This is a genomic window from Bradyrhizobium sp. ORS 86 (assembly GCF_045571475.1).
GTDB lineage: Bacteria > Pseudomonadota > Alphaproteobacteria > Rhizobiales > Xanthobacteraceae > Bradyrhizobium.
The window spans coordinates 7,506,105-7,527,664 of record NZ_CP120699.1; the positions used below are offsets into that span (position 1 = coordinate 7,506,105).

The 21,560-nt window shown below is 65.8% G+C and carries 19 protein-coding genes; 5 read left to right on the forward strand and 14 right to left on the reverse strand.

The window, feature by feature from the left end; all coding sequences use genetic code 11:
• Positions 1-127 precede the first annotated feature (127 nt).
• The 3 genes from P6U25_RS34710 to P6U25_RS34720 form a co-directional block, all read right to left on the reverse strand.
• On the reverse strand, positions 128-1,438 hold the full coding sequence (locus tag P6U25_RS34710; protein ID WP_407149228.1) for an HlyC/CorC family transporter: 1,311 nt from the start codon (positions 1,436-1,438) through the stop codon (positions 128-130).
• Positions 1,439-1,533: 95 nt separating this feature from the next.
• Positions 1,534-2,679 (reverse strand): 3-dehydroquinate synthase, encoded by a 1,146-nt coding sequence (aroB, locus tag P6U25_RS34715; RefSeq protein ID WP_407149229.1) that lies wholly within the window; start codon positions 2,677-2,679, stop codon positions 1,534-1,536.
• An 11-nt stretch (positions 2,680-2,690) separates the two neighbouring features.
• Positions 2,691-3,308: a shikimate kinase gene (locus tag P6U25_RS34720; protein ID WP_407149230.1), complete on the reverse strand. Its 618-nt coding sequence runs from the start codon at positions 3,306-3,308 to the stop codon at positions 2,691-2,693.
• 143 nt (positions 3,309-3,451) lie between these two features.
• On the opposite strand from P6U25_RS34720, the gene P6U25_RS34725 reads away from it, so the two are divergent.
• The 4 genes from P6U25_RS34725 to P6U25_RS34740 all read left to right on the forward strand — a co-directional run bounded on the left by P6U25_RS34725 (position 3,452) and on the right by P6U25_RS34740 (position 7,542).
• Positions 3,452-3,598 (forward strand): histidine kinase, encoded by a 147-nt coding sequence (locus P6U25_RS34725; RefSeq protein ID WP_407149231.1) that lies wholly within the window; start codon positions 3,452-3,454, stop codon positions 3,596-3,598.
• Positions 3,599-3,615: 17 nt separating this feature from the next.
• Positions 3,616-4,590, forward strand: a complete 975-nt coding sequence (gene xerD / locus P6U25_RS34730; RefSeq protein WP_407149232.1) for a site-specific tyrosine recombinase XerD — start codon at positions 3,616-3,618, stop codon at positions 4,588-4,590.
• A 298-nt stretch (positions 4,591-4,888) separates the two neighbouring features.
• Complete coding sequence (locus P6U25_RS34735) at positions 4,889-5,851, forward strand: acetyl-CoA carboxylase carboxyltransferase subunit alpha (RefSeq protein WP_407149233.1); 963 nt, start codon at positions 4,889-4,891, stop codon at positions 5,849-5,851.
• 227 nt (positions 5,852-6,078) lie between these two features.
• Positions 6,079-7,542, forward strand: a complete 1,464-nt coding sequence (locus P6U25_RS34740; RefSeq protein WP_407149234.1) for a L,D-transpeptidase family protein — start codon at positions 6,079-6,081, stop codon at positions 7,540-7,542.
• Positions 7,543-7,800: 258 nt separating this feature from the next.
• On the opposite strand, the gene P6U25_RS34745 is transcribed toward P6U25_RS34740, so the two are convergent.
• The 9 genes from P6U25_RS34745 to P6U25_RS34785 all read right to left on the reverse strand — a co-directional run bounded on the left by P6U25_RS34745 (position 7,801) and on the right by P6U25_RS34785 (position 19,541).
• Positions 7,801-10,221: an EAL domain-containing protein gene (locus tag P6U25_RS34745; protein ID WP_407149235.1), complete on the reverse strand. Its 2,421-nt coding sequence runs from the start codon at positions 10,219-10,221 to the stop codon at positions 7,801-7,803.
• A gap of 539 nt (positions 10,222-10,760) precedes the next feature.
• Positions 10,761-11,462 carry an ABC transporter ATP-binding protein gene (locus P6U25_RS34750; RefSeq protein ID WP_407149236.1) on the reverse strand — a complete coding sequence of 234 codons (702 nt, stop codon included), beginning with the start codon at positions 11,460-11,462 and terminating at the stop codon, positions 10,761-10,763.
• A complete protein-coding gene (locus P6U25_RS34755) occupies positions 11,455-12,189 on the reverse strand; it encodes an ABC transporter ATP-binding protein (protein WP_407149237.1) in 735 nt (244 codons plus the stop codon). The genes P6U25_RS34750 and P6U25_RS34755 overlap by 8 nt, the downstream gene beginning before the upstream one ends.
• Positions 12,176-13,270, reverse strand: a complete 1,095-nt coding sequence (locus P6U25_RS34760; RefSeq protein WP_407149238.1) for a branched-chain amino acid ABC transporter permease — start codon at positions 13,268-13,270, stop codon at positions 12,176-12,178. The genes P6U25_RS34755 and P6U25_RS34760 overlap by 14 nt, the downstream gene beginning before the upstream one ends.
• Positions 13,271-13,277: 7 nt before the next feature.
• Positions 13,278-14,498 carry a substrate-binding protein gene (locus tag P6U25_RS34765; RefSeq protein WP_407149239.1) on the reverse strand — a complete coding sequence of 407 codons (1,221 nt, stop codon included), beginning with the start codon at positions 14,496-14,498 and terminating at the stop codon, positions 13,278-13,280.
• A 4-nt stretch (positions 14,499-14,502) separates the two neighbouring features.
• Positions 14,503-15,360 (reverse strand): branched-chain amino acid ABC transporter permease, encoded by an 858-nt coding sequence (locus tag P6U25_RS34770; RefSeq protein ID WP_407149240.1) that lies wholly within the window; start codon positions 15,358-15,360, stop codon positions 14,503-14,505.
• Between the two features lie 39 nt (positions 15,361-15,399).
• The gene (locus P6U25_RS34775; protein ID WP_407149241.1) at positions 15,400-16,914 is read right to left on the reverse strand and encodes an amidase; all 1,515 of its coding nucleotides are present in this window, start codon (positions 16,912-16,914) and stop codon (positions 15,400-15,402) included.
• A gap of 172 nt (positions 16,915-17,086) precedes the next feature.
• Positions 17,087-18,271 (reverse strand): substrate-binding domain-containing protein, encoded by a 1,185-nt coding sequence (locus P6U25_RS34780; protein ID WP_407149242.1) that lies wholly within the window; start codon positions 18,269-18,271, stop codon positions 17,087-17,089.
• Between the two features lie 85 nt (positions 18,272-18,356).
• Positions 18,357-19,541 carry a substrate-binding domain-containing protein gene (locus tag P6U25_RS34785; RefSeq protein ID WP_407149243.1) on the reverse strand — a complete coding sequence of 395 codons (1,185 nt, stop codon included), beginning with the start codon at positions 19,539-19,541 and terminating at the stop codon, positions 18,357-18,359.
• Between the two features lie 182 nt (positions 19,542-19,723).
• Here P6U25_RS34785 and P6U25_RS34790 point away from each other — a divergent pair, with 182 nt between their 5' ends.
• The gene (locus tag P6U25_RS34790) at positions 19,724-20,167 is read left to right on the forward strand and encodes a MarR family winged helix-turn-helix transcriptional regulator (protein WP_407149244.1); all 444 of its coding nucleotides are present in this window, start codon (positions 19,724-19,726) and stop codon (positions 20,165-20,167) included.
• A 45-nt stretch (positions 20,168-20,212) separates the two neighbouring features.
• Here P6U25_RS34790 and P6U25_RS34795 read toward each other — a convergent pair whose 3' ends face one another.
• A complete protein-coding gene (locus P6U25_RS34795; protein ID WP_407149245.1) occupies positions 20,213-21,274 on the reverse strand; it encodes a nickel/cobalt efflux transporter in 1,062 nt (353 codons plus the stop codon).
• Positions 21,275-21,278: 4 nt separating this feature from the next.
• Positions 21,279-21,557 carry a metal/formaldehyde-sensitive transcriptional repressor gene (locus P6U25_RS34800; RefSeq protein ID WP_407149246.1) on the reverse strand — a complete coding sequence of 93 codons (279 nt, stop codon included), beginning with the start codon at positions 21,555-21,557 and terminating at the stop codon, positions 21,279-21,281.
• Positions 21,558-21,560: the final 3 nt, after the last annotated feature.

Here is a 21,560-nt window from a genome sequence, read left to right on the forward strand (position 1 = left end):
CCTTGGGAGGCCGCAACGCGGCCGTCTCGAAGGATGAACGGCCATCGCTCGTGCCCGTCGCCCTTCGAGACGCCGCTTCGCGGCTCCTCAGGGTGACGGTGATAGATCGACACGACTCGCCACGCCGCTAGAACGCCGTCCCCGCCCGCTTCGGTTTCTTCTCGTCGAGCTCGCCCGCCTCGCGCGGAATTGGGACGATGCGCAGCGCGGTGATGCGGTTGCGCTCACGGCGAAGGACGCGGAAGCGGAAGCCGTAGAAGGTGAAGCTCTGGCCGCGCTCGGGGATCGACCGCGCCTCGTGGATCACGAGGCCGGCGACGGTGGTCGCCTCTTCGTCCGGCAGATGCCAATCCATCGCGCGGTTGAGATCGCGGATCGGCACCGAGCCATCGACCACGACCGAGCCGTCCGGCTGGGCGCGCACGCCGGCCACCACGACGTCGTGCTCGTCGGAGATATCACCGACGATCTCCTCCAGGATGTCCTCCAGCGTCACCATGCCTTCGACCTCGCCATACTCATCGACCACGAGGGCGAAGTGGGTCTTGCGGCGGCGGAACGCCTTCAACTGCTCGGAGACCGGGCGCATCTCCGGCACGAACCAGGGCGGCAGCGCGATGGCGGAGGCATCGATCGCGGAGGTGTCGCCGTCGTTGGCACGGATCGCGCGCAGCAGGTCCTTGGCGTGCAGCACGCCGATGATGTTCTCCGGCTTATCTCGCCAGAGCGGAATGCGAGTGTACTCGGTTGCCAGCACCTCCCGCACCAGTTCCTCGGGCGGCAAGTCGGCATTGATCATGGTCATCTCGGTGCGGTGAACCATCACGTCGGAGACCTGCAGCTCACGCAGGTCCAACAGGCCTCCGAACATGTCGCGGTCCAGCTTCTCGACCTTGCCCTCGTGATGCAGCAGATCGACCGCGCCGCGCAGGCGCTCGGTCGGCGACAGGATGGCCTGGTACGCACCGATCTTGATGCCGAACAGCCTCATCAGGGCGCGGACGATGCCCTCGATGACGGACAGCAGCGGCCCGAGCACCAAAACCGTGAGCCGCATCGGGCGCGCCACCAACAACGACACCCGGTCCGGCGCGTTGATGGCGACGGTCTTGGGCAGCACCTCCGCGAAGATCACCACCAGCACTGTCATGACCCCGGTGGCATAGAGCACGCCGACATCGCCGAACCAGGCGGTGAAGATGCCGGTTGCCAGCGCAGACGCGCCGATATTGGCGATGTTGTTGCCGAGCAGCAGCGCACCGATCATCCGCTCGCGCATCGCGATCAGGCTGGAGACCACGGTGGCCTCGCCGTTACCCTGCTTCGAGAGCCGCAACATGCTGGCGCGCGAGGCGCCCGTCAGCGCCGTCTCGCTCGCCGAGAAGAAGGCGGAGACCAGCAGGCAGCCAATCACGATGGAGAAGGCTATCCAGTCCAACTTGCTTCACCCGAACAGTGTTTGAGCATGATCTCCCCGAAGATCCGCATCTGCTTTGTCGCCGATGCCGCGCCGCTCCGGTCGACATCCCTGCCCTAATGCGTCGCCAGCTTGGCTTGCAGGAAATCGCGCACCAGCGCCGGCTCGACATGATTGGCGATCACCGCGCGGCCGACGGCTTCCAGCAGGATGAAGGTCAGCCTGCCGCGCTTGACTTTCTTGTCCTGCGCCATCAGCGCCAATAGCGCGTCGGCATCGGCCAGCCCCTCCTGCGCGAACCCGGCGATGTCCTGCAGCCGCGTCGGCAATCCGACCGCCGACAGGTGACGCTCGATCCGCGCCGCATCATCGGGCGAGATCATGCCGAGCTGCGCAGAAAACTGCGCGGCCAGCACCATGCCGACCGAAACGCCCTCGCCGTGAAACAGGCGGTCGGAGAAACCGGTCGCGGCCTCCAGCGCGTGGCCGAAGGTGTGGCCGAGATTGAGCAGCGCGCGCTCGCCGGTCTCGCGCTCGTCGCGGGAGACGATCGCCGCCTTGGCGCGGCACGAGGTCGCGATCGCGTGCTCGCGCGCCGCGCCGCCCGAGAAGATGTCGGCGTGGTTCTTTTCCAGCCAGGCGAAGAAGGCTTCGTCGCCGAGGACGCCGTATTTCGCGACCTCCGCGTAACCGGCGCGGAACTGGCGCGGCGACAGCGTGTCGAGCACCGAGGTGTCGGCGATGACCAGCACCGGCTGGTGGAAGGCGCCGATCAGGTTCTTGCCCTGCGGCGAGTTGATGCCGGTCTTGCCGCCGACCGAGGAATCGACCTGCGCGAGCAGCGAGGTCGGCACCTGCACGAAATCGACGCCGCGGCGCAGGATCGCCGCCGCAAAGCCGGCGAGATCGCCGACCACGCCGCCGCCGAGCGCGATGACCAGATCGTTGCGCTCGATCTTGGCCGCGATCAGCGCTTCGCTGACCTGCGACAGCCCGGCATAGCTCTTCGAGCCCTCGCCTTCCTCGACGACAATCCGCGCCGTCGGAATGCCTGCGGCCCCGAGCGAGGCCTCGGCCGGCTCCAGCCAGTGACTGGCGACGGTGCGGTCGGTGACGATGGCGGTGCGCACGCCGGGCCGCAGCGCCGCGATCCGCGCGCCGAGCGAGGCCAGCACATCGCGGCCGATGACGATGTCATAGGCGCGGTCGCCGAGCGCGACGTCGACGGTCACAGAAGCGGGATGTTTCAGGGGCGCGGTCATGAGTTGGTATTCTATCCATCCTGCGTTGGGTCTGTGCCCGGACGGCTGCCGCACAGATGTGCGTGCAGGGCCTCCAGGCATTCGTCGACGATGCGGTCATGCGGCACCTCGCGCGAGGCGATCGTCAGGTCGGCGTTCCGGTAGACCGGCTCGCGCTCGCCGAGCAGACGATTGACTGTCGCTTCGGGGTCGGCGGTCTGCAACAGCGGACGATCAGCGCGGCGACGCACCCGCCGCATGATGACATCCACATCGGCCTTGAGCCAGATCGAGATTGCCTTGTCCCGGATGCGGTTGCGGGTCTCCTCGCGCATGAAGGCGCCGCCGCCGGTCGCCAGCACGATCGGGCCGTGATCGAGGATGCGCGCAATCACCCGCGCCTCGCCGTCGCGGAAGTAAGATTCCCCATGGGTCTCGAATATCTCCGGGATCGTCATGCCGGCCGCGGTCTCGATCTCGGTATCGGCGTCCGTGAACGGCAGCCGCAGCCGCGCGGCCACCCGCCGGCCGATGGTCGATTTGCCCGCCCCCATCATGCCGACCAGCACGATCGACCGCGATCCCAGCGCGGCCGCGATGTCGGCCTCCAGGGTCGGATGGGTTTGTGCCGGTGCGGCGGTCTCGGACATCAAAAAGCTCGGTTGGCGGATGAATTGCTGGAATTCCAGTCACCTATACTACCCCCGGCGATACCGTTACCAGCGACTCTTGCAACCGCGCGGGGAACATGTTGGATGATTTCATTGGTTAATTCGCCGTCCGAGTCGTCTCCATGCCCAGCCTGTTCCGCTTCCTGACGGTCGTCGCCGTGATTTTCGGGATCGGCTACGGCATCATCTTCGCGCTGGCGAATTTTGTGCATCCGAAGCCGCGGGAAATGACCGTGACCGTCCCACCGGAGAAGTTCCTCAAGAAATAGGCGCTATGATTCGCGGCATGCGCTCCAACACTGCCGCCAAAGTTCCCGCCAAGACCTCCGATGCCAACCTGATCGCGCTGTTCCTCGACATGCTTGCCGCGGAACAGGGTGCCGGCAGCAACACGCTCGACGCTTACCGGCGCGATCTTACCGACTGCTCCGAATTCCTCAGCCGTACCGGCAGCAACTTTACCGGCGCGGATACCGAGACGCTCCGTGCCTATCTCGCCGACCTCGATGCCAGAGGGTTCAAGTCGTCGAGCGTGGCGCGTCGGCTGTCGGCGATGCGGCACCTCTGCCGTTTCCTGCTCAACGAGCGGATACGCAATGATGATCCCGCCGCGATTCTGTCCGGCCCGAAGCGCGGGCGCGGCCTGCCCAAGGTGCTGTCGATCGCCGACGTCGACCGTATGCTGACGCGCGCCAAGGAGCTGACGCAGACCGACGCCTCGCCGGCGCAGCGGCTGCGCGCGCTGCGGCTGCACTGCCTGCTCGAGGTGCTCTACGCCACCGGCCTGCGTGTCTCCGAGCTGGTGTCGCTGCCGGTCTCGGCGGCGCGGCGCGATGCGCGGATGATCGTGGTCCGCGGCAAGGGCAACAAGGAACGGCTGGTGCCGCTCAACGACGCCTCGCGCCAGGCGATGGCGGATTATCTGGCGGCGATGCAGGTGATGCAGCCGGAGAAGAAGGCCGCGCCGTCGAAATGGCTGTTTCCCTCCTCCGGCGAGAGCGGCCATCTGACGCGGCAGCATTTTGCCCGCGACCTGAAGGAGCTCGCCGCCGCATCCGGCCTCGCGCCGCGGCTGGTCTCCCCGCACGTGCTGCGTCACGCCTTCGCCAGCCATCTGCTGCACAATGGCGCAGACCTCCGCATCGTGCAGACCCTGCTCGGCCACACCGATATCTCGACGACCCAGATCTACACCCACGTGGTCGAAGAGCGGCTGAAGAGCATGGTCCGCGACCTGCATCCGCTGGCGGAGAAATCCTAGCGGCATGGAGCACCGGTAACCCGGATGGAGCGCAGCGAAATCCGGGGACACTTTATCCATGGGCCGACTTGTCCCGGATTACGCTTCGCTCCGTCCGGGCTACATGGATCGAAGAGGCGGATACCATCGCGTCATCCGCCTTGACTTCGGCGGCATCTGCGCGGAAACAGCGTCACCTGCCCGCGACCTGGGGCGCCCGTTCAGCCCGGACGCGCGTTAACCATCTGAAGTTACAAAGCTTCTCCACCTCACGCCGAAACGCTTCGCCCCTCGCACCGTTCCTCCTTATATTGAGTTGATGCCCGACCCGATGCGCAGCTATCTCGACTTCGAAAAACCCGTCGCCGAGCTTGAATCCAAGATCGACGAGTTGCGCGCGCTTGCCGCCTCGGGCAGCGACATCGGCGACGAGGTCGCGCGGATCGAGGACAAGGCGCAGCAGGCGCTGACCGAGCTCTACGCCAATCTGACGCCATGGCAGAAGACCTTGGTGGCGCGCCATCCGCAGCGCCCGCATTTCACCGATTTCGTCGGCGCGCTGATCACCGAATTCACGCCGATGGCCGGCGACCGCAAGTTCGCCGACGACGAGGCCTTGATCGGCGGCTTCGGCCGTTTCCGCGGCGAGAGCATCTGCGTGGTCGGCCAGGAAAAGGGCGCCACGACCGAGAGCCGCATCAAGCACAATTTCGGCATGGCGCGCCCCGAAGGCTACCGCAAGGCGGTGCGGCTGATGGAGATGGCCGACCGCTTCGGCATCCCGGTGCTGTCAATTGTCGATTCCGCGGGCGCCTATCCCGGCATCGGCGCCGAGGAGCGCGGCCAGGCCGAGGCGATCGCGCGCTCGACCGATGCGTGCCTGTCGCTCGGCGTCCCCAATGTCGCGATCGTCACCGGTGAAGGCATGTCGGGCGGTGCCATCGCGATCACCACCGCCAACCGCGTCCTGATGCTCGAGCACGCGATCTACAGCGTGATCTCGCCGGAGGCGGCGTCCTCGATCCTGTGGCGCGACGGCACCAAGGCGCAAGAAGCCGCCAACAGCATGAAGATCACCGCCCAGGACATGCTGCGCTTCGGCGTGATCGACCAGATCATCATGGAGCCCGCCGGCGGCGCCCACCGCGACGCGGCGGCAATGATCGCAACCACCGGCGACGCGATCGCCCAGGCCTTCAACGACCTACGAAATCTTGATCCCGACGCGGTGCGCAAACAGCGGCGTCAGAAATTCCTCGATATCGGCCGCAAGCTCGGCTAGCCCGCCCGAATTAAGCGGATTTTTCTCCGAATCACCGATTTTGGCCGCAATTGAGCCGGAGGCGGGTGTTTAACGTTCCTTGAACCATGCCTGTTACGTTAAGGGCGGGTGACCCCCGTTCAGGTTGCGAGCATGGGGGCCGAAGGCTAATATTTTAGACAATGGCTTCAGGGCATATTCGCCGTGTTGGGGTCGCGAAAATCGCCCGGTGGGTGTGGAGCTTGGACTTGATTCATCGCACGCTCGTTCGCGCGCTGTTGGCATCCGCGGCCCTCGCGGTGAGCGTGCTGCTCGCCGGCTGCAACAGCGACCAGATCTCCCTCGCCAACAACGCCAAGGCCAACCAGCCGGTCCCGCCGAAGCTCGTCGCCGCCATGGCCGAGAAGGACATGGATCTGCAATCGCCGATCCTGATCCGCCTGTTCAAGCAGGAAGCCGAGCTCGAGGTCTGGAAGCGGACCCGCTCGGGCGACTTCGCGCTGCTCAAGACATATCCGATCTGCCGCTGGTCGGGCGATCTCGGCCCGAAGATCCGCGAAGGCGACCGCCAGGCGCCGGAAGGGTTCTATTCGATCAACCCGAGCCAGATGAATCCGCAGTCGGCCTATTACCTGTCGTTCAACACCGGCTACCCCAACGCGTTCGACCGCTCGCTTGGCCGCACCGGCTCCGAGCTGATGGTGCATGGCGACTGCTCGTCGCGCGGCTGCTACGCGATGACCGACGAGCAGATCGCGGAGATCTATGCGCTCGGCCGCGAGTCCTTCTTCGGCGGCCAGAAGGCTTTCCAGTTCCAGGCCTATCCGTTCCGGATGACGGCGGCCAACATGGCGAAGCACCGCAACAACCCGAACATGCCGTTCTGGAAGATGATCAAGGTCGGCAATGATCATTTCGAGGTGACAAAGCGCGAGCCGAAGGTCGATTTCTGCGAGAAGAAGTACGTCTTCGATGCGACGAGGCCGCCGAACGCGACGCGCGATCCGGTGTTCGACGCCTCCGCCAAGTGCCCGGCCTATGTGATCCCCGACGAGATCGCGAGCGCCGTGCGCGAGAAGGAGCAGCGCGACGACACCGAGATGGCCCGGCTGATCGCCAAGGGCACGCCGGTGGCGCGCATGAACACCGGCATCGACGGCGGCATGAACAAGATCTTCGCTTCGAAGATTCCGGAAGGCGCCACCGGCCTCTCCGACGGCGGCGACAGCCAGAGCCTGCAATCGCTGGCGCTGTCGCGTGCGCCGGGCACGATCCCCGGAACGGTCAATCCGCCGAAGCCGAATCTCGCGCCTGAGCAGAGCGAGCCTGTGGTGGCGACGACATCGGCCACCTCATCGACGCGCGTCGCGACGGCCGGCGCGTCCGAAGGCGTCTTCTCCAGCTTCGCCCGCAAGGTCGGCAACGGCGCCACCGCCGACGCATCCCAGGCGACCGCCGCGCGACCGTCCGCCCCTGCGCAGCCGAAGCCGAAGGTCGCCGATGCAAAACCGCAATCGGTGGTTCGCGTGGCGCCCAAGCACGAGGCGAAGCACGAGACCAAGCAGGCCGCCAAGCCGGCGCTGAAGCCCTCGGTCACCGATACCGCAGCCGCAGCGCCTGCCCCGGCGGCGAGCGCCAGCACCCAACTCGCCGGCTCCGCGCCGGTGGTGCAGTCGAGCTCGTTCGACAACCGCTTCTCGGCGATGAAGTAGACGCGACATTTTGCCTGCTCCGTTCGCGAAGGAGCGGCGCGCCGGGACGCTCGATTCACATTTCAAACAGCCGATCTTGCGCTGTCGTCACCCGCGAAGGCGGGTGACCCAGTATTCCAGAGATGCCGGTGCGTGAGCCGAGAGGCCGCGGTGTACTGGATGCCCGCCTGCGCGGGCATGACGACTGAGGGGACATGAGGAGTCGAAGCCGCTTCTCGAACCGCCCGATCAGTCCGGAATGATCTGACGACGGATGAGTTATATCCGCCGCGCCGTGCGCTCGATGCTGGCGGCCACCAGCAGCGCCTCGTCGGGGACGACAGGCGGGGAAAAGACGAAGCCCTGCACCAAATCGCAATCGAGCTCGCCGAGCACGTCCACCTCGGCCGGCAGTTCGGCTCCCTCCGCCACCACCTTCATGCCCAGCCCGCGCGACAGGGCGATGATGCCGCCCAGCAGCTTGCGCTTCTCCGGCGCGGTGGAAACGCCGTCCACAAAGGCCCGGTCGACCTTCAGCCGGTCGAAGGGCAGACGCGTCAGGTAGCCGAGCGAGGAATAACCCGAGCCGAAATCGTCCAGTGCCAACCGGACGCCGAGGCCGGAGAGAGCCGTCAGCGTACGACTGATCCGCTGCTCGGTATGATCGACGAACAGGCTTTCGGTCAGCTCCAGGCAGAGCAACTCGGCCGGAAGGCCGGTCTCCGCCAGCACGGCCGAGACTGCCGTCTCGAAATCCATGCTCCAGACCTGGGCCGGCGAGACATTGACCGAGACGGAGCGCGGCGGCAGCCCGGCATCCAGCCAGGCGCGGCCCTGCCGGCAGGCCTCGCGCAGCACCCACAGGCCGAGATCGACGATGAGCCCTGAGCTTTCGGCGATCGGGATGAATTCCGTCGGCGAGATCGGCCCGCGCTCGGGATGGGTCCAGCGCAGCAGCGCCTCGAAGCCGGTGACGCGGCCGGTCCTGAGGTCTACCTGCGGCTGGTAGTGGGCCGTGAGGGCGCCGGCCTCCACGGCGTGACGCAGATGCCGGCCGAGATCGAGCCTTTGATCGACCGCCTGGGCATGGACCGGCTCGAACAACTGAGCCCGGCCGCGCCCGGCCTCCTTCGCCATGTAGAGCGCCAGGTCCGCATTGCGCATGGCGGTCTCGGCCGCGACCCCGTGCTCCGGCAAGCGGGCAATGCCAACGGTAGCGCCGATGAAGGCCTCGCCCTCGGAGAGATCCACCGGACCGGACAGCCTGGCGATGATCCGGTCGGCAAGCCCGGTCAGCGCTGCGTCGGACTTGCCGCATCCTTCCACCAGCACAGCAAATTCGTCGCCGCCGAGCCGTGCGATGAACGCCCGCGGCCCGAGCTCCAGCCGCAGCGCGGTCGCCACCCGGATCAGCAACTCGTCGCCTGCGGCATGCCCGAGGGAATCGTTGACCTCTTTGAAGCGGTCGAGGTCGATGAGGAGCAACGCCCCGCCCCGGCCGTCCAGGGCGCAGCCCTCGATCAGGGCGGCGAGCTGGCGCTTGAACAGCGCGCGGTTGGCAAGGCCGGTCAAAGGGTCGGTGTAGGCGAGCATCTCGAGCTGGCGCTCGGCCTCCTTGCGCTCGGTGACGTCCTGCACGGTGCCGATGATGCCGATGACCCTGTCGTGGGCGACCTCCGCCTTGCAAATCACCGCCAGATCGCGGGCGGTGCCGTCCGCATGCAAGATGCGCAGGTCCATGGACTCGGTCCTGCGGGTGCGGAGGACACGTTTCTGCACGTCGCGGAAGCGATCGGCGTCGCCGTCCAGGAAATAGGGCCTCATGTTCTCGTCGGTCGGCTCGAACCTGTCAGCGTCGAAGCCGAGAAGCTGGTAGAGCTCCGGCGCCCACACCGTGCGGCCGATGTCCAGCCGGTAGCTCCAGGTGCCGATCTTGCCGAGCCGATGCGCCTCCTGCAGCGCCCGCGTGCGCTCGTCGAGCTTGGCCTGCGCCGCTCTCAGCTCGGTGATGTCGCTGGACGTGCCGCGGTAGCCGAGGAAGGTGCCGTCATCGGCGAAGATGGGCTTGCCGCTGGTGCGGATACTGACGCGCGATCCGTCCTGGCCGATCAGCGTATAGATGAAGTCGCGGAAAGGGCGGTGCGCCTCCATGTCGGCGCGGTGCCGCGCCATAGCCTCCTCGTCCTCGGGTGCATAGGCCAGCTCCCAACGCGCTCGCCCACCGGCGGCTACCGTCTGGAACGCGGCATTGCCGGCAAGCGACTTCGGGTAGGGCAACAGCCGGTGGGCGGCGTCGCTCTCCCAGCACCAGTCCGACGCGGTGCTGACGAAATCGGCCAGCCGCTGCTCGCTCTCGGCCAGGCGCCGGAGCGCCGTGGTCTCTTCGGTGACATCGCGGACAATGCCGGACACCCGTCGGACCTGACCCTGCGCGTCGAATTCCGGCTCGCCATGCACCATGCAGTCGAGCAGACTGCCATCGGACTTGCGGAGCTTCGCCTCCACCACATAGGGCTGCCCCTCGGCCCAGCAGGCCGCGTAATGCGCGTCCAGAAGCTTCCGGCTTTCAGGCAGGTATCGGCGGCGCACCGTGGCGATCGGGATGAAGCCGTCGACCGTCTCGAATTCGTAAAAGGCGGCGAGCTCAGGCGATATCCAGAAATCGGTCGCGGCGGCGCTCTGCGACTCCCAGTAGCCCATGCGGGCCATCCTGATGGCGCACCGTAGCGACCGTTCCTCATGCCAGCGGTGACGTGCTACCGGTGTGGGGGCCTGCCCTTGCGACCATCTGCGAGCGACCATCGGTCCCCGACCAAAACGCTAACCTAAAATCACGCGACAATCCGTTAGCATATCGCGCGACAACCTTGGAGCGAAGGCCGTCACGATCCCGGGTTCATGCGCGTATTTGGTATAGTTTCCGTGAATTCATCAACTGACATCACGTATGCCGAAGGACCCAATTTGGGCCGCTGTCACGCTTTCACGAAACGACGGCTTCTCGTTCGCCGTCGCCGCAAGTCGCGAAGGTGAAACAGAATTTCGGGCGCCGTCGGGCAAGTCAGTGATTGGCACGTGAGGGACGCACCGGCGGACTGTGCAACCGGCAACATAGGTAACAGTTCACACCGACGACATGGGTAACACAATTCTTGTTTCGTTCAGGTCTGTTGTTGTTGGGGCTGTGGACCCTGTGGGGAACGCGCAGTGGATGATCGCCGCTACATTGCAGTTGCCAGTTACGGCGCGAGATAGCGCAGCAGCTCCGGATCGTTGCGCACATCGCTCGCTGCGCCCTGCAACGCGACCCGGCCGCGATCGAGCACATAGGCGTAATCGGCGACGCGCAGCGCGAGGTCGAGATGCTGCTCGACGATGACGACGGAGATTTCCTTGGCGAGCTCGATCAGCCGCTCCGTGATCTCCTCGATCACGCCGATCCAGACGCCTTCGGTCGGCTCGTCGAGCAGCAGCAGCCGGGGATTGCCGAGCATGGCGCGGCCGATCGCCAGCATCTTGCGCTCGCCGCCGGACAGCGTGCCGGCCGGCTGATCGAGGCGCTGGCCGAGCTTCGGGAAAATCGCCAGCACGCGGTCGACCGCGCTCGTGTCGCGATTGAACAGCGAGCCGACCGCGAGATTGTCGCGCACCGACAGCCGCGCGAACACCGAGTGCTCCTGCGGCACATAGCCGATGCCCGAGCGCACGCGCTCCTCGGTACGGCGGCGGGTGATGTCGCGGCCATCGAAGAACAATTCGCCCTGCGAGCTCGAAAGCTCGCCGACGATGGTCTTCATCAGCGTGGTCTTGCCGGCGCCGTTGCGGCCGAGCACCGCGACGCCGCCGCGCCAGGGAATGTCGATGTTGACGTCGAACAGCACCTGGCTGCGGCCATAGCCGGCATCGAGATGCCTGATATCGAGGAAGGACTGGTCAGGCACGGCGCAGATAGATCTCCTGGACGCTCTTGTTGCTCTGGATTTCCGCGACCGTTCCGGTCGCCAGCACCTTGCCCTGGTCGAGCACGGTGAGACGGTCGCAGATGTCGCGGATGAAATCGAGATCGTGTTCGACGATGACGAGCGAGCAATGCTGCTTGATCGGCTGCAGCAGCTCGCCGGTGACGCGGCGCTCCTCGAGGCTCATGCCGCCGGTCGGTTCATCCAGCAGCAGCAGCCGCGGCTTGCCGACGAGCGCCATCGCGATCTCGAGCCATTGCTGCTGGCCGTGCGACAGGGTCGCCGCGGCGTCATTGGCGCGATCGGCGAGGCGAAACTGCTGCAGCATGGCCATCACCTGATCGTGCAACCGCCGGCGCGTCCGCGAGAACACGAGTTCGACCAGCGACGACTGCGCCTGTAGCGCCAGCAGGATGTTGTCGTACAGCGTCAAAGTCGGCAGCACGGAGGTGATCTGGAACTTCAGGCTCATGCCGGCCCGGGCGCGCTCGGTCGGCGTGAACGCCGTGATGTCGGCGTTGATGAAACTGACCTTGCCTGCGGTCGGCACCTCGGCGCCGGCCACGCATTTCATCAACGTGCTCTTGCCCGAGCCGTTCGGGCCGATCAGGCCGTGAAATTCGTTCTCGCCGACGGTCAGCCCTGCGCCGTCGAGCGCGGTCAGCTTGCCGAACACCTTGCTGATGCCTGACGCTTCAAGGAGCGGCATTGTGCGTCTCCTTCGGCGCCTTCCCGAAGCGGCCGACCCGCTCGCGCTCGCCGAGCACGAAGGAGATCAGCCCGAGCGGGCGGAACATGATCACCAGCAGCAGCAGCACGCCGAGGATGATCGGCCAGATGTCGCGGTAATTGTCCGACAGCCAGAAGCTGACGCCCTCGATGATCACGGTGCCGATGACGGCACCGATTAGCGTGCCGGACCCGCCGAACAGGACGTAGAGCACGACCTGGGTCGAGAACACGACGCCCAGGATGTTGGGCCAGACGAAACCTTCGTGGAAAGCATAGAGGCTGCCGGCGAGCCCGGCGATGGCGCCGCCGATCGCGAACACGATCGCCTTCAGATGCTGCGCCTTGTAGCCGAAGAAGGCGATGCGCTGCTCGTTCTCGCGCAAGCCCGCGAGCGCCAGCCCGAATTGCGAGCGCACCAGGAAGCGGCACAGCAGATAGACGACGGCGAGGATGCCGAGCGCCAGATAGTAATAGACCGGACCCTCCGAGATGTCGGTCGAGCCGAGCGACAGCGACGGGATCGACGGAATGCCGTTCTGGCCGCCGAGATAGTACCAGCCGCGCGCCAGCCGGTCCGCCGCGTACGAGCCGGTGAGCGTGCCGAGCGAGACGAAGATCACGCTGGCCGGATAGCGCCCGAGCAGCAGGAAGCCGCCGAGCAGCAGCGCCGCGACAAGCCCGATCAGCGTCCCCGCCGGCAGGATCAGGAAGATCGAGGTGATGTCGAGGTCGCGCGCCATCAGCGCCACGCCATAGCCGGCGGCGCCGAAGAACAGCGCCTGGCCGAAGCTCATGATGCCGGCATACCCCCACACCAGATCGAACGACAGCGCGAACAGCGCGAGGATGATCACGCGGGTGGCGAACACCGTCAGATAGTCCTGCAAGACCAGCGGCAGGAGCAGTGCGATCAAGAGCACCAGCCCTTCCACGATCGGCAGCACCTGCCGTCCTGCCGCGCCACGTCCCGCCGGCACGCCGGCGGCCGGTGCACCCTCACCCGTCACGACATCCGGTCCCTCGCTGAGGCGGGCGACGGCTTGCTTTGCTGCTGCCATCTCTCGCTCAGCATTCCTTGGGGTCGACGAGGCCGTTGCTGTGCGCCACGATCTCATAGGTCCCGTTCTTGGCGACCGCAGTATACATCTTCATCTTGCAGTGGCGCTTGCCCGGCACCATCTCGGCAGGTCCGCCGGGACCCTCGGCGATCTTGGCATGGTCGAGCGCCGCCGCGACGGATTCGCGGTCGACCTTGCCTGCCTCCTTGACGGCCGCTTCCCACAGCTTGAGGCCGCGATAGGTTCCGGTCGCGGCGCTGCCGGCGGCGAACAGGAAGTTGCCCGGAAAGTCCTTCTCATAGGCCGCCTGGATCTTGGCGCTGGCCGGGTCGTCCTTGGTCAGGGCCTTGAAGTAATCGAGACAGCTCGCCAGCCCCTCGATCTCGTTGGCCTGGTTGATGTTGAGCGTGTTCTCGTCATAGTAGACGCAGGCAAGCCGGCCGCCGTTCTTGAGGAAGCCTGCCTCATAGAGCTGCTTGAAGAACGGGCCGACGCCCGGCGGGATCACGGTGTTGAAGACGACGTCGACCTTGTTGGAGACGATGCGGTTGACGGTGGCGGAGAAGTCGACCTGGTCGAGCGGGTAGTATTCCTCGAACACCACCTCGCCGCCATTGGCCTCGATCACCTTGCGGGCGTAGACGTTAAGCGTATGCGGCCAGACATAGTTGGCGCTCGGCAGCGCGAACTTCTTGCCGCCATTCTTGATCAGCCAGGGAATGAATTCGTCGCATTGCTGCGCCGGCGTCGGCCCGGTGCAGAACAGATAGGGCGTGCACTCCTTGCCCTCGTAGAGCTGCGGATAGATGTAGAGCGTCTTGCCGCGGGCCACGATCGGATCCTTGATCGCGTTGCGCATCGACGAGGTGATGCCGCCGAGCACCATGTCGACCTTGTCACGCTGGATCAGCTTGCGGACGTTGCCGACTGCGACCGATTCGTTGGATGCGGTGTCCTCGATATAGAGCTCGAGCGGCCGGCCGAGCAGGCCGCCGGCTGCGTTGATCTCCTTGATCACCATCTTAGCGACGTTGGCGTCGGCATTGCCGGCATAGGCGATCGGCCCGGTGAGGTCGGTCGCGATGCCGACCTTGATCGGGGCTTCGGCGGCGTTGGCCCAGTCCGGCCGAACCACCCAGCTTCCGACGCCGGTCGCAATGGCGCCGGTGGCGAAAGCGAAATTGCTCATGAAGCGGCGGCGGGTGAGATGGCTATGATCCATTGACATCTGACTAGATCCCTTTTCCCGAAATGAGGCCCTGCGGCCTGAATTTGATGAAGGCAATTGCGAGCACGAAGACGAGCACGTCGGCGACCACGGGCGACATGATCCACGGCAGCGCGGCGCTGAGCGTGCCGATGACGCCGGCGCCGGCCACCGGCCCGATGAAGGAGCCGACCCCGCCGACCATCACGGCGACGAAGCCCTGGATCAGGAAGCGGATGCCGAGATCGGCGAACAGGCTGAACACCGGCACGATCAGCGCCCCGGCGAGACCTGCCAGCGCCGCGCCGAAGGCGAAGGTGGCGCCGTAGATCAGCGGCGTGGAGATTCCCGACGCCCGGGCCAGCGCCGGGTTCTCCAGCGTGGCGCGCACGCGCAAGCCGAACGAGGTGCGCGCCAGCAACAGATAGCTGGCGCCCATCACCACAAGGGTGACCACGATGATGGTAAAGCGCCAGGTCGAGATGTGCACCGAGCCGAGGTCGATCGAGCCGCCGATCGGCTCCGGCACCGTGAGGTAGAAGCCGCCGATCAGGCCGCGCACGGCCTCGCGGATGATCAGGCCGAGCGCATAGGTGCCGAGCATCGCCACGATCGGCGCGGCGTAGAAGCGCCTGATGATCAGCGCCTCCAGCACGAAGCCGAGCGCGCCGACAACGAACGGCGCGGCGACCATGCCGGCCCAGACCGGCGCGCCGTGGGCGGACGCCAGATAGGTGACATAGGCTCCGAGCAGGACGAACTCGCCCTGCGCGAAGTTGAAAATGCCCATCATGCTGGCGATGATGCCGAGCCCCAGCACGACCAGCACGATGATCGCGCCGAAGCTCACGATTTCGAACGCCGCGGCAAAGCTGCTAGCCATGGTGTCCGGTCCGGGTCGGTAACAGCGACAAGCGGCGCCTCACATCTTCTTCCAGTCGCCGCTCTGCTCGAAGGCATGCGCGGCGCGGTAGATGGTCTGTTCCTCGAACATGCGGCCGACCAGCATCAACCCGACCGGCAGTCCGTCGACCATGCCGCAAGGCAGCGACATCGCGGGGTGATGGGTGATGTCGAACGGCGCGGTATTGGAGATCATCTCGAGCGCGCGGGCGACATATTCCTCGCGGCTGGCATTGGCTGCCGGCAGCGGCGGCGCCTTCATCGGCGTGGTCGGCAACAGCAGCAGGTCGTAATCCCTGAACGCCTTGTCATAGGCCGCGGCCAGGCGCCTCGAGATGTTGAGCGCCTTGCCGTAGAAGCGCGGGCCGAAATTGTTGTTGATGTAGGTGCCGAGCATCATGAACAGCTTGGTGGTCTCCGACAGAGAATTGGCCTGACGGCGCCAGCCGCGATGGAAATCCATCAGCGAGGTCGAATAGAGGTCTCCTCGGCTGAGGCCGTAGCCGTCGCCGAACATCATGGTCTGGGTCAGGCCTTCGGTGCCGATCGGCGTCCAGATCGCGGGACCGACCAGGTGCATCGGGATCGACACGGTCTCGACCGAGGCGCCGAGATCCTTGAAGCGCTTGGCCGCCTCCTGGACGCTTTCATTCACCGCGGCCTCACCATTCGGCTGCTCAAAGCCTTCCTTGAGGATGCCGATCTTCATGCCCTTGACGCCGGCGCCGAGCGCCTTGGTGTACTCTTGGACTTCCGGCGCCTTGATGCGCGGATCGTAGCCGTCGTCGCCGGCGATGACTTCGAGCAGCAGCGCGTTGTCCTCCACCGTCGCCGTCATCGGGCCGGTGTGGTCGACGAAAATCTCGATCGGCATGATGCCGGTGTAGGGCACGAGCCCCCAGGTCGGCTTCATGCCGTAGGTGCCGCAGAACGACGACGGCATGCGGATCGAGCCGCCCTGGTCGCCGCCGATCGCCATGTCGACTTCGCCGAGCGCGACGACGACGCCCGAGCCAGACGACGAGCCGCCGGCCGAGTAGCCCATCTTGTGCGGATTGTGCACCGCCCCGTAGGAGTTGGTGTGGCTGCCGCCGGAGAGGCAGAAGTGCTCACAATGGGTCTTACCGGCGATCTCGGCGCCGGCGTCGAGCATCCGCGTGACGATGGTGGCGTCGAAATCCGGCACATAGCCTTCCAGCGTCGAGGAACCGTTCGTCATGGGCACGCCGGCCAGCATGATGTTGTCCTTCAGCGCCACCGTCTTGCCCTTGAGCTTGCCGGAGGACGCGCCCTTGACCGTCGCCTTGCGATACCAGGCGTTGTGCTTGTTCTCGTCCGGCGCGGGGCGATAGCCGGGCGTGCGTGGATACTTCACCTCGGGCAATTCGTCGGGCATCGCGGCGATGAGGTTGTAGGCATCGATCGAGCCCTGCATCAGGCCGCGGAACGAGGCTACGTCCTCTTCGGTCAGTGACAGCCCGCATTGCTCGGCGACGGCACGAAGTTGGGTTGGCGTGGGAAGGACAACTGTCATGGCGCGCTCTCCTTGGCTTCTTGATTTCGCTTTGGGCATTCCCTTGGGCGCGAGGCGTGGGACGCGCGCGATGCGCGCGAACCGTCCACCTCCTCACGGCATTCAAAACGGAAATATTTTCCTTTTCAAGTATTATTTCAAACTGCGACGCGCGCGGATCGCCGGCACGGCCTCAGATCGGCTTGATCAGCCGGAAGTCGAGACCATCGGCCTCGGCGAGATACATCGACATCCGCGCATGGCCGTCACGGACCGCGACCGGGCCGCGGGCGCCGCTGTACACCACGTTGCGCGCCGCCGCGAGCAACGGCGCCATCGACAGGGTTCCGGCCTTGCTGGCCGCGGCCTCGAGAAAGCGCAGGCCCTCGTAACTCGATTGACCGAGCGAGCCGACCGGAGGAGCATTCGGACCAAACATCGCGCGATAGCGTATCTGGAAGTCGTCGTTGGCCCGCGAGCCGACACCCGGGAAGAAACCGGAGGCGCAGAACAGATTCTCGGAGTTGTCGGCGCCGATGCCGAGCAGTACGGTCTCGTCCATCGCGCCGCCCAATCGCAGCGTGGTCGCGGCGAGCCCGCACTCACCGAACGCGCGATTGAAGACGATGCTATCGGTGCCGATCAGCGAGATCAGCACGACATCCGGCTTGGCGGCGCGGATGCGGGCCAGATGCGGCTCGTGATCGTCCTCGCCGAGCGGGACGAATTCCTCGCCGACCACCTGCCCGCCGGTCTCCGCGATGTATCGCTTGACCGCGCGATGCGACTGCCACGGCCAGACATAGTCGCTGCCGATCAAATACCAGCGCGAGGCGTTCTTGATCTCGGCCAGCCAGTGAATCGACGGCCGGCTTTGCCAGCGCGGCGTCTCGCCGATCGCGATCACGCCCGGCGTCCGTTCGCCGCCCTCATAGACGGAGGTGTAGATATAGGGGACGCGATTGCGGGTGACCTTGCGCATGGCGACGCGGACCGCGCTGGTGTGCAAGCCGACGATGAGAGCGACTTGGTCGACGTCGATGGCTTGTTCCGCGCGTTCCAGCACGTCATCCATCGGCCCGCCGGCGTCATAGATCGAGAGTTCGACCTCGCGTCCGAGGATGCCGCCGCGCCTGTTGATCTCGGCGACCGCAAGCTGCGCGCTACAGATGCCGGACGGCCCCCAGACGCCGGGCGAGCCGGTGCAGCAGATGAAGGCGCCGACGCGAAGCCGCCTGTCGGCCCCGCGCCGCCCGAATACCGCACGATCGCTCGGCGACATCGCCCGTTCGGCCAACGGCGCCGCGAGGTTCCTCAGCAGCAGCGATGGCGGAGCGGCAAAGCCGCTGCGAGCCTGGACGTTGACCGTCGCGTGCACTCCCACTCCTGTCTGGCATCAGGGGCCCGGGACGTTTCGCCGGCAACCGCGGCACTCGCCCTCTTGCGGGCCATGATGCCGCCTTTCAGATCGCCTTGACCAGCCTGAAATCGAGACCGTCGGCCTCGGCGAGATACATCGGCATCTCGGCGCGGCCGTTGCGAATGGTGACAGGTCCGCGTGCGCCGCGATAGACGACGTTGCGCGCCGCGGCGGACAGCGGCTCCATTGCCAGGGTTCCCGCACGTTCGGCGGCCGCCTCGAGAAAGCGCAGGCCTTCGTAATTGGACTGCCCGACCGAGCCGATCGGCGGCGCATGCGGGCCGAACATCGCACGGTAGCGGTCCATGAAATCGTCATTGTCGCGCGAGCCGACGCAGGCGAAATAGCCGGAGGCGCAGAACAGGCTCTCGGTGTTGTCGGCGCCGATGCCGAGCAGCACGGTCTCGTCCATCGCGCCGGCGAATCGCAGCGTGGTGGCGGCAAGGCCGGATTCGGCGAAGGCGCGGTTGAAGGTGATGCTGTCGGTGCCGATCAGCGAGATCAGCACGACGTCCGGCTTGGCAGCGCGGATCCGCGCCAGATGCGGCTCGTGATGGTCCTCGCCGAGCGGGACGAATTCCTCGCCGACCACCTGCCCACCGGATTCGGCGATATAGGACTTCACCGCGCGATGTGATTGCCAGGGCCAGACATAATCGCTGCCGATCAGGTACCAGCGCGACGCCTTCTTGACCTCGGCGAGCCAGTGGATCGACGGCCGCATCTGCCAGCGCGGGGTCTCGCCGATCGCCATCACGCCCGGGGTCCGCTCGCCGCCTTCATACACCGGGGTGTAGACATAGGGGATGCGGTTGCGGGTGACCTTGCGCAACGCCACGCGGACCGCGCTGATATGCGACCCCATGAACAGGTCGACCTCGTCGAGCAGGATCGCAGCTTCGGCGCGGCGCGCCACCTGCTCGATCGGGCCGCCGGCGTCGTACATCGACAGCTCGATCTCGCGTCCGAGGATGCCGCCGCGCTTGTTGATCTCGGCGACCGCGAGCAGGACGCTGTTGGTGGAGCTCGGGCCCCAGATGCCCGGCGAGCCGGAGAAGGTGATGAAATTGCCGACCCGGAGCTTGCTGTTGGCGCTGCGGCGCGCCGACGCGCCGTGCCTGCCGACCGACAGATCGAGCTCAGCCGCGCATGACGACGGATCCCTGAACAGCAGCGGCGGCGGGACGGGCGGACCGCCATATGCCTGGAAAGCAACCGTCGAAAGCACGCCAACTCCTGTCTGGGAAGCACAACGCAACGCAGCCAGCACGGCGGTCCGCGGCACCCGCCCTTTTGGTTGGAGGATTATCCTAGGTGAAAATATTGAATATTCAACAATTGAAGTGCATATAGAAACGGCATGAGTTGCCGGACATTCATTCAACCGGGTCAGGATCCCAGATCGCAGCCGTGGCCAAACCGCCGAAACAAAACTCCCCGATCACCGAACATCTCACCTACCTGCTCGCGCAAGCGAACCGGGAGATCAACCGGCAGTTGGAGACCCGCCTGAGCAAGGAAGGCGTGCCGGTCGAGCAATGGCGCATCCTGAAGGTGCTGTCCGACGGCAACGGACATTCGATGGGCGAGCTTGCCGAGGCGGTGCTGCTCAACCATCCGACGCTGACCAAGATGATCGACCGCATGGTGTCGGACGCGCTGGTCTATCGCGTCCAGGACCCGAAGGATCGCCGCAAGGTGCTGATGTTCGTCTCCGACCGCGGCAAGGCGCTGAGCCGCCGGCTGAACTCGCTGGCCATGAGCCAGGAGGAGCACATCGTCGAGAGCTATGGCGACAAGTCGACCAACGAGCTCAAGCGTCTTTTGGAAAATCTGATCGGCAGCGCCAACTGACGGCTGCTGGCTGGTCGCGTTTGCCGCGGCGAGCGACGCTCTCGGCTAGATTGCGCTCCAGCCCAGCCACCCCGTGTAGAGACCGACGAACACGATCAGCACCGCCGATGCGTAAGGCGCATGGCGCGCGAACCGGCTGAAGCCGGTCCAGCGCCGCTCGATGTGCCGCATGCTCAGTGCAGCGAGCACGCCGGCCGAGACCATCGTGATCGCAAGCCCGATCCCGAAGCACAACACCAGCGTGAAGCCGAGGCTGAGCTGCTTGAGCTGGATGCAGAGCAAGAGCACGGTGATCGCGGCCGGACACGGGATCAGCCCGCCGGTCAAGCCGAACAGCACGATCTGCCATGTCGTCACGGTGCGTCCCGCAAAGCGCTTGCGGATGTCGGCCGCATGGGCGCGGGCGTGTTCATCGTCCTCCTCGCCCAGATTCATGTGCGAATGGTCATGCTCTTCGTAAGTCGCCTCGAATACATCGGGGTGTCCGTGCAGCGACAGGCGCATCTGGAACGCGTGCGGCTCGGGAATCTCGTCGACGCTTTCGAGGAAGCCTTGCTTGGCGACGAACGCGAACGACTGCTTGGTCCCGTCGGGCCGCTCCGTCTCCACCATGACGTCTTTCGGCGACGGCAGTGCGCCCCGCTCGGCTGCGATCCGCCAGCGCGGCGGCACGCCGTCCTCGAAGATCGACAGCGTCAGCGCGGCATCGCCGAGCTCGACGCGCTGCGTTTCGTCGTGGTGATGGTGGTGATCCTCGCCGTTCTGCTCGCGCCAGGTCCGCCACGCCATCCAGACGGCGATGCCGATGATCACGACGGCTGAGGCGACCTGGAAATAGGCCTCGCCCTGCTCGCCGTTCCATTGCCGCCCGAAATACAGGCCGCCGAGCGCCACCGCCCACACGATCGCGGTGTGCGAGACCGCCGCCGACAGACCGAGCAGCGCGGCCTGCAGCACAGTGCCGCGTATCGCGATGATGAATGCCGCCATCATCGTCTTGGAATGGCCCGGCTCCATGCCGTGCAGTGCGCCGAGCAGGATCGCGCTCGGCACGAACAGCCAGGCGTGGGCGGAGCCCTGCTGCAGAAGCTCGGCGAAACCGGTCATCGCGTCACTTCAGATAGGTGCGGACCACGTCGATCAGATCCGCGGCGCCTTGCGCCTTCGCGGGATCCGTCTCATGCGCGGGATCAACGACGTGATGACGGATGTGCTCCTCGAGCAGCTCGGCAGTCAGCCCGTTCACGGCACCACGGACCGAGGAGACCAGCATCAGCACGTCGGCGCACCCGAGCTCGGATTCGAGCGCGCGCTCGACCGCCTCGATCTGTCCCTTGATACGCCTGATCCGGCCGATCAGCTTCGACTTGTGCTTGATGGTGTGCGACATAAT

Excerpts from the sequence above, each read along its gene's own strand:
- aroB (WP_407149229.1), bottom strand. The coding sequence starts at position 2,679 with ATGACCGCGCCCCTGAAACATCCCGCTTCTGTGACCGTCGACGTCGCG.
- P6U25_RS34720 (WP_407149230.1), bottom strand. The coding sequence starts at position 3,308 with ATGTCCGAGACCGCCGCACCGGCACAAACCCATCCGACCCTGGAGGCC.
- P6U25_RS34725 (WP_407149231.1), top strand. The coding sequence starts at position 3,452 with ATGCCCAGCCTGTTCCGCTTCCTGACGGTCGTCGCCGTGATTTTCGGG.
- xerD (WP_407149232.1), top strand. The coding sequence starts at position 3,616 with ATGCGCTCCAACACTGCCGCCAAAGTTCCCGCCAAGACCTCCGATGCC.
- P6U25_RS34735 (WP_407149233.1), top strand. The coding sequence starts at position 4,889 with ATGCCCGACCCGATGCGCAGCTATCTCGACTTCGAAAAACCCGTCGCC.
- P6U25_RS34745 (WP_407149235.1), bottom strand. The coding sequence starts at position 10,221 with ATGGGCTACTGGGAGTCGCAGAGCGCCGCCGCGACCGATTTCTGGATA.
- P6U25_RS34755 (WP_407149237.1), bottom strand. The coding sequence starts at position 12,189 with ATGCCGCTCCTTGAAGCGTCAGGCATCAGCAAGGTGTTCGGCAAGCTG.
- P6U25_RS34760 (WP_407149238.1), bottom strand. The coding sequence starts at position 13,270 with ATGGCAGCAGCAAAGCAAGCCGTCGCCCGCCTCAGCGAGGGACCGGAT.
- P6U25_RS34765 (WP_407149239.1), bottom strand. The coding sequence starts at position 14,498 with ATGTCAATGGATCATAGCCATCTCACCCGCCGCCGCTTCATGAGCAAT.
- P6U25_RS34770 (WP_407149240.1), bottom strand. The coding sequence starts at position 15,360 with ATGGCTAGCAGCTTTGCCGCGGCGTTCGAAATCGTGAGCTTCGGCGCG.
- P6U25_RS34775 (WP_407149241.1), bottom strand. The coding sequence starts at position 16,914 with ATGACAGTTGTCCTTCCCACGCCAACCCAACTTCGTGCCGTCGCCGAG.
- P6U25_RS34795 (WP_407149245.1), bottom strand. The coding sequence starts at position 21,274 with ATGACCGGTTTCGCCGAGCTTCTGCAGCAGGGCTCCGCCCACGCCTGG.
- P6U25_RS34800 (WP_407149246.1), bottom strand. The coding sequence starts at position 21,557 with ATGTCGCACACCATCAAGCACAAGTCGAAGCTGATCGGCCGGATCAGG.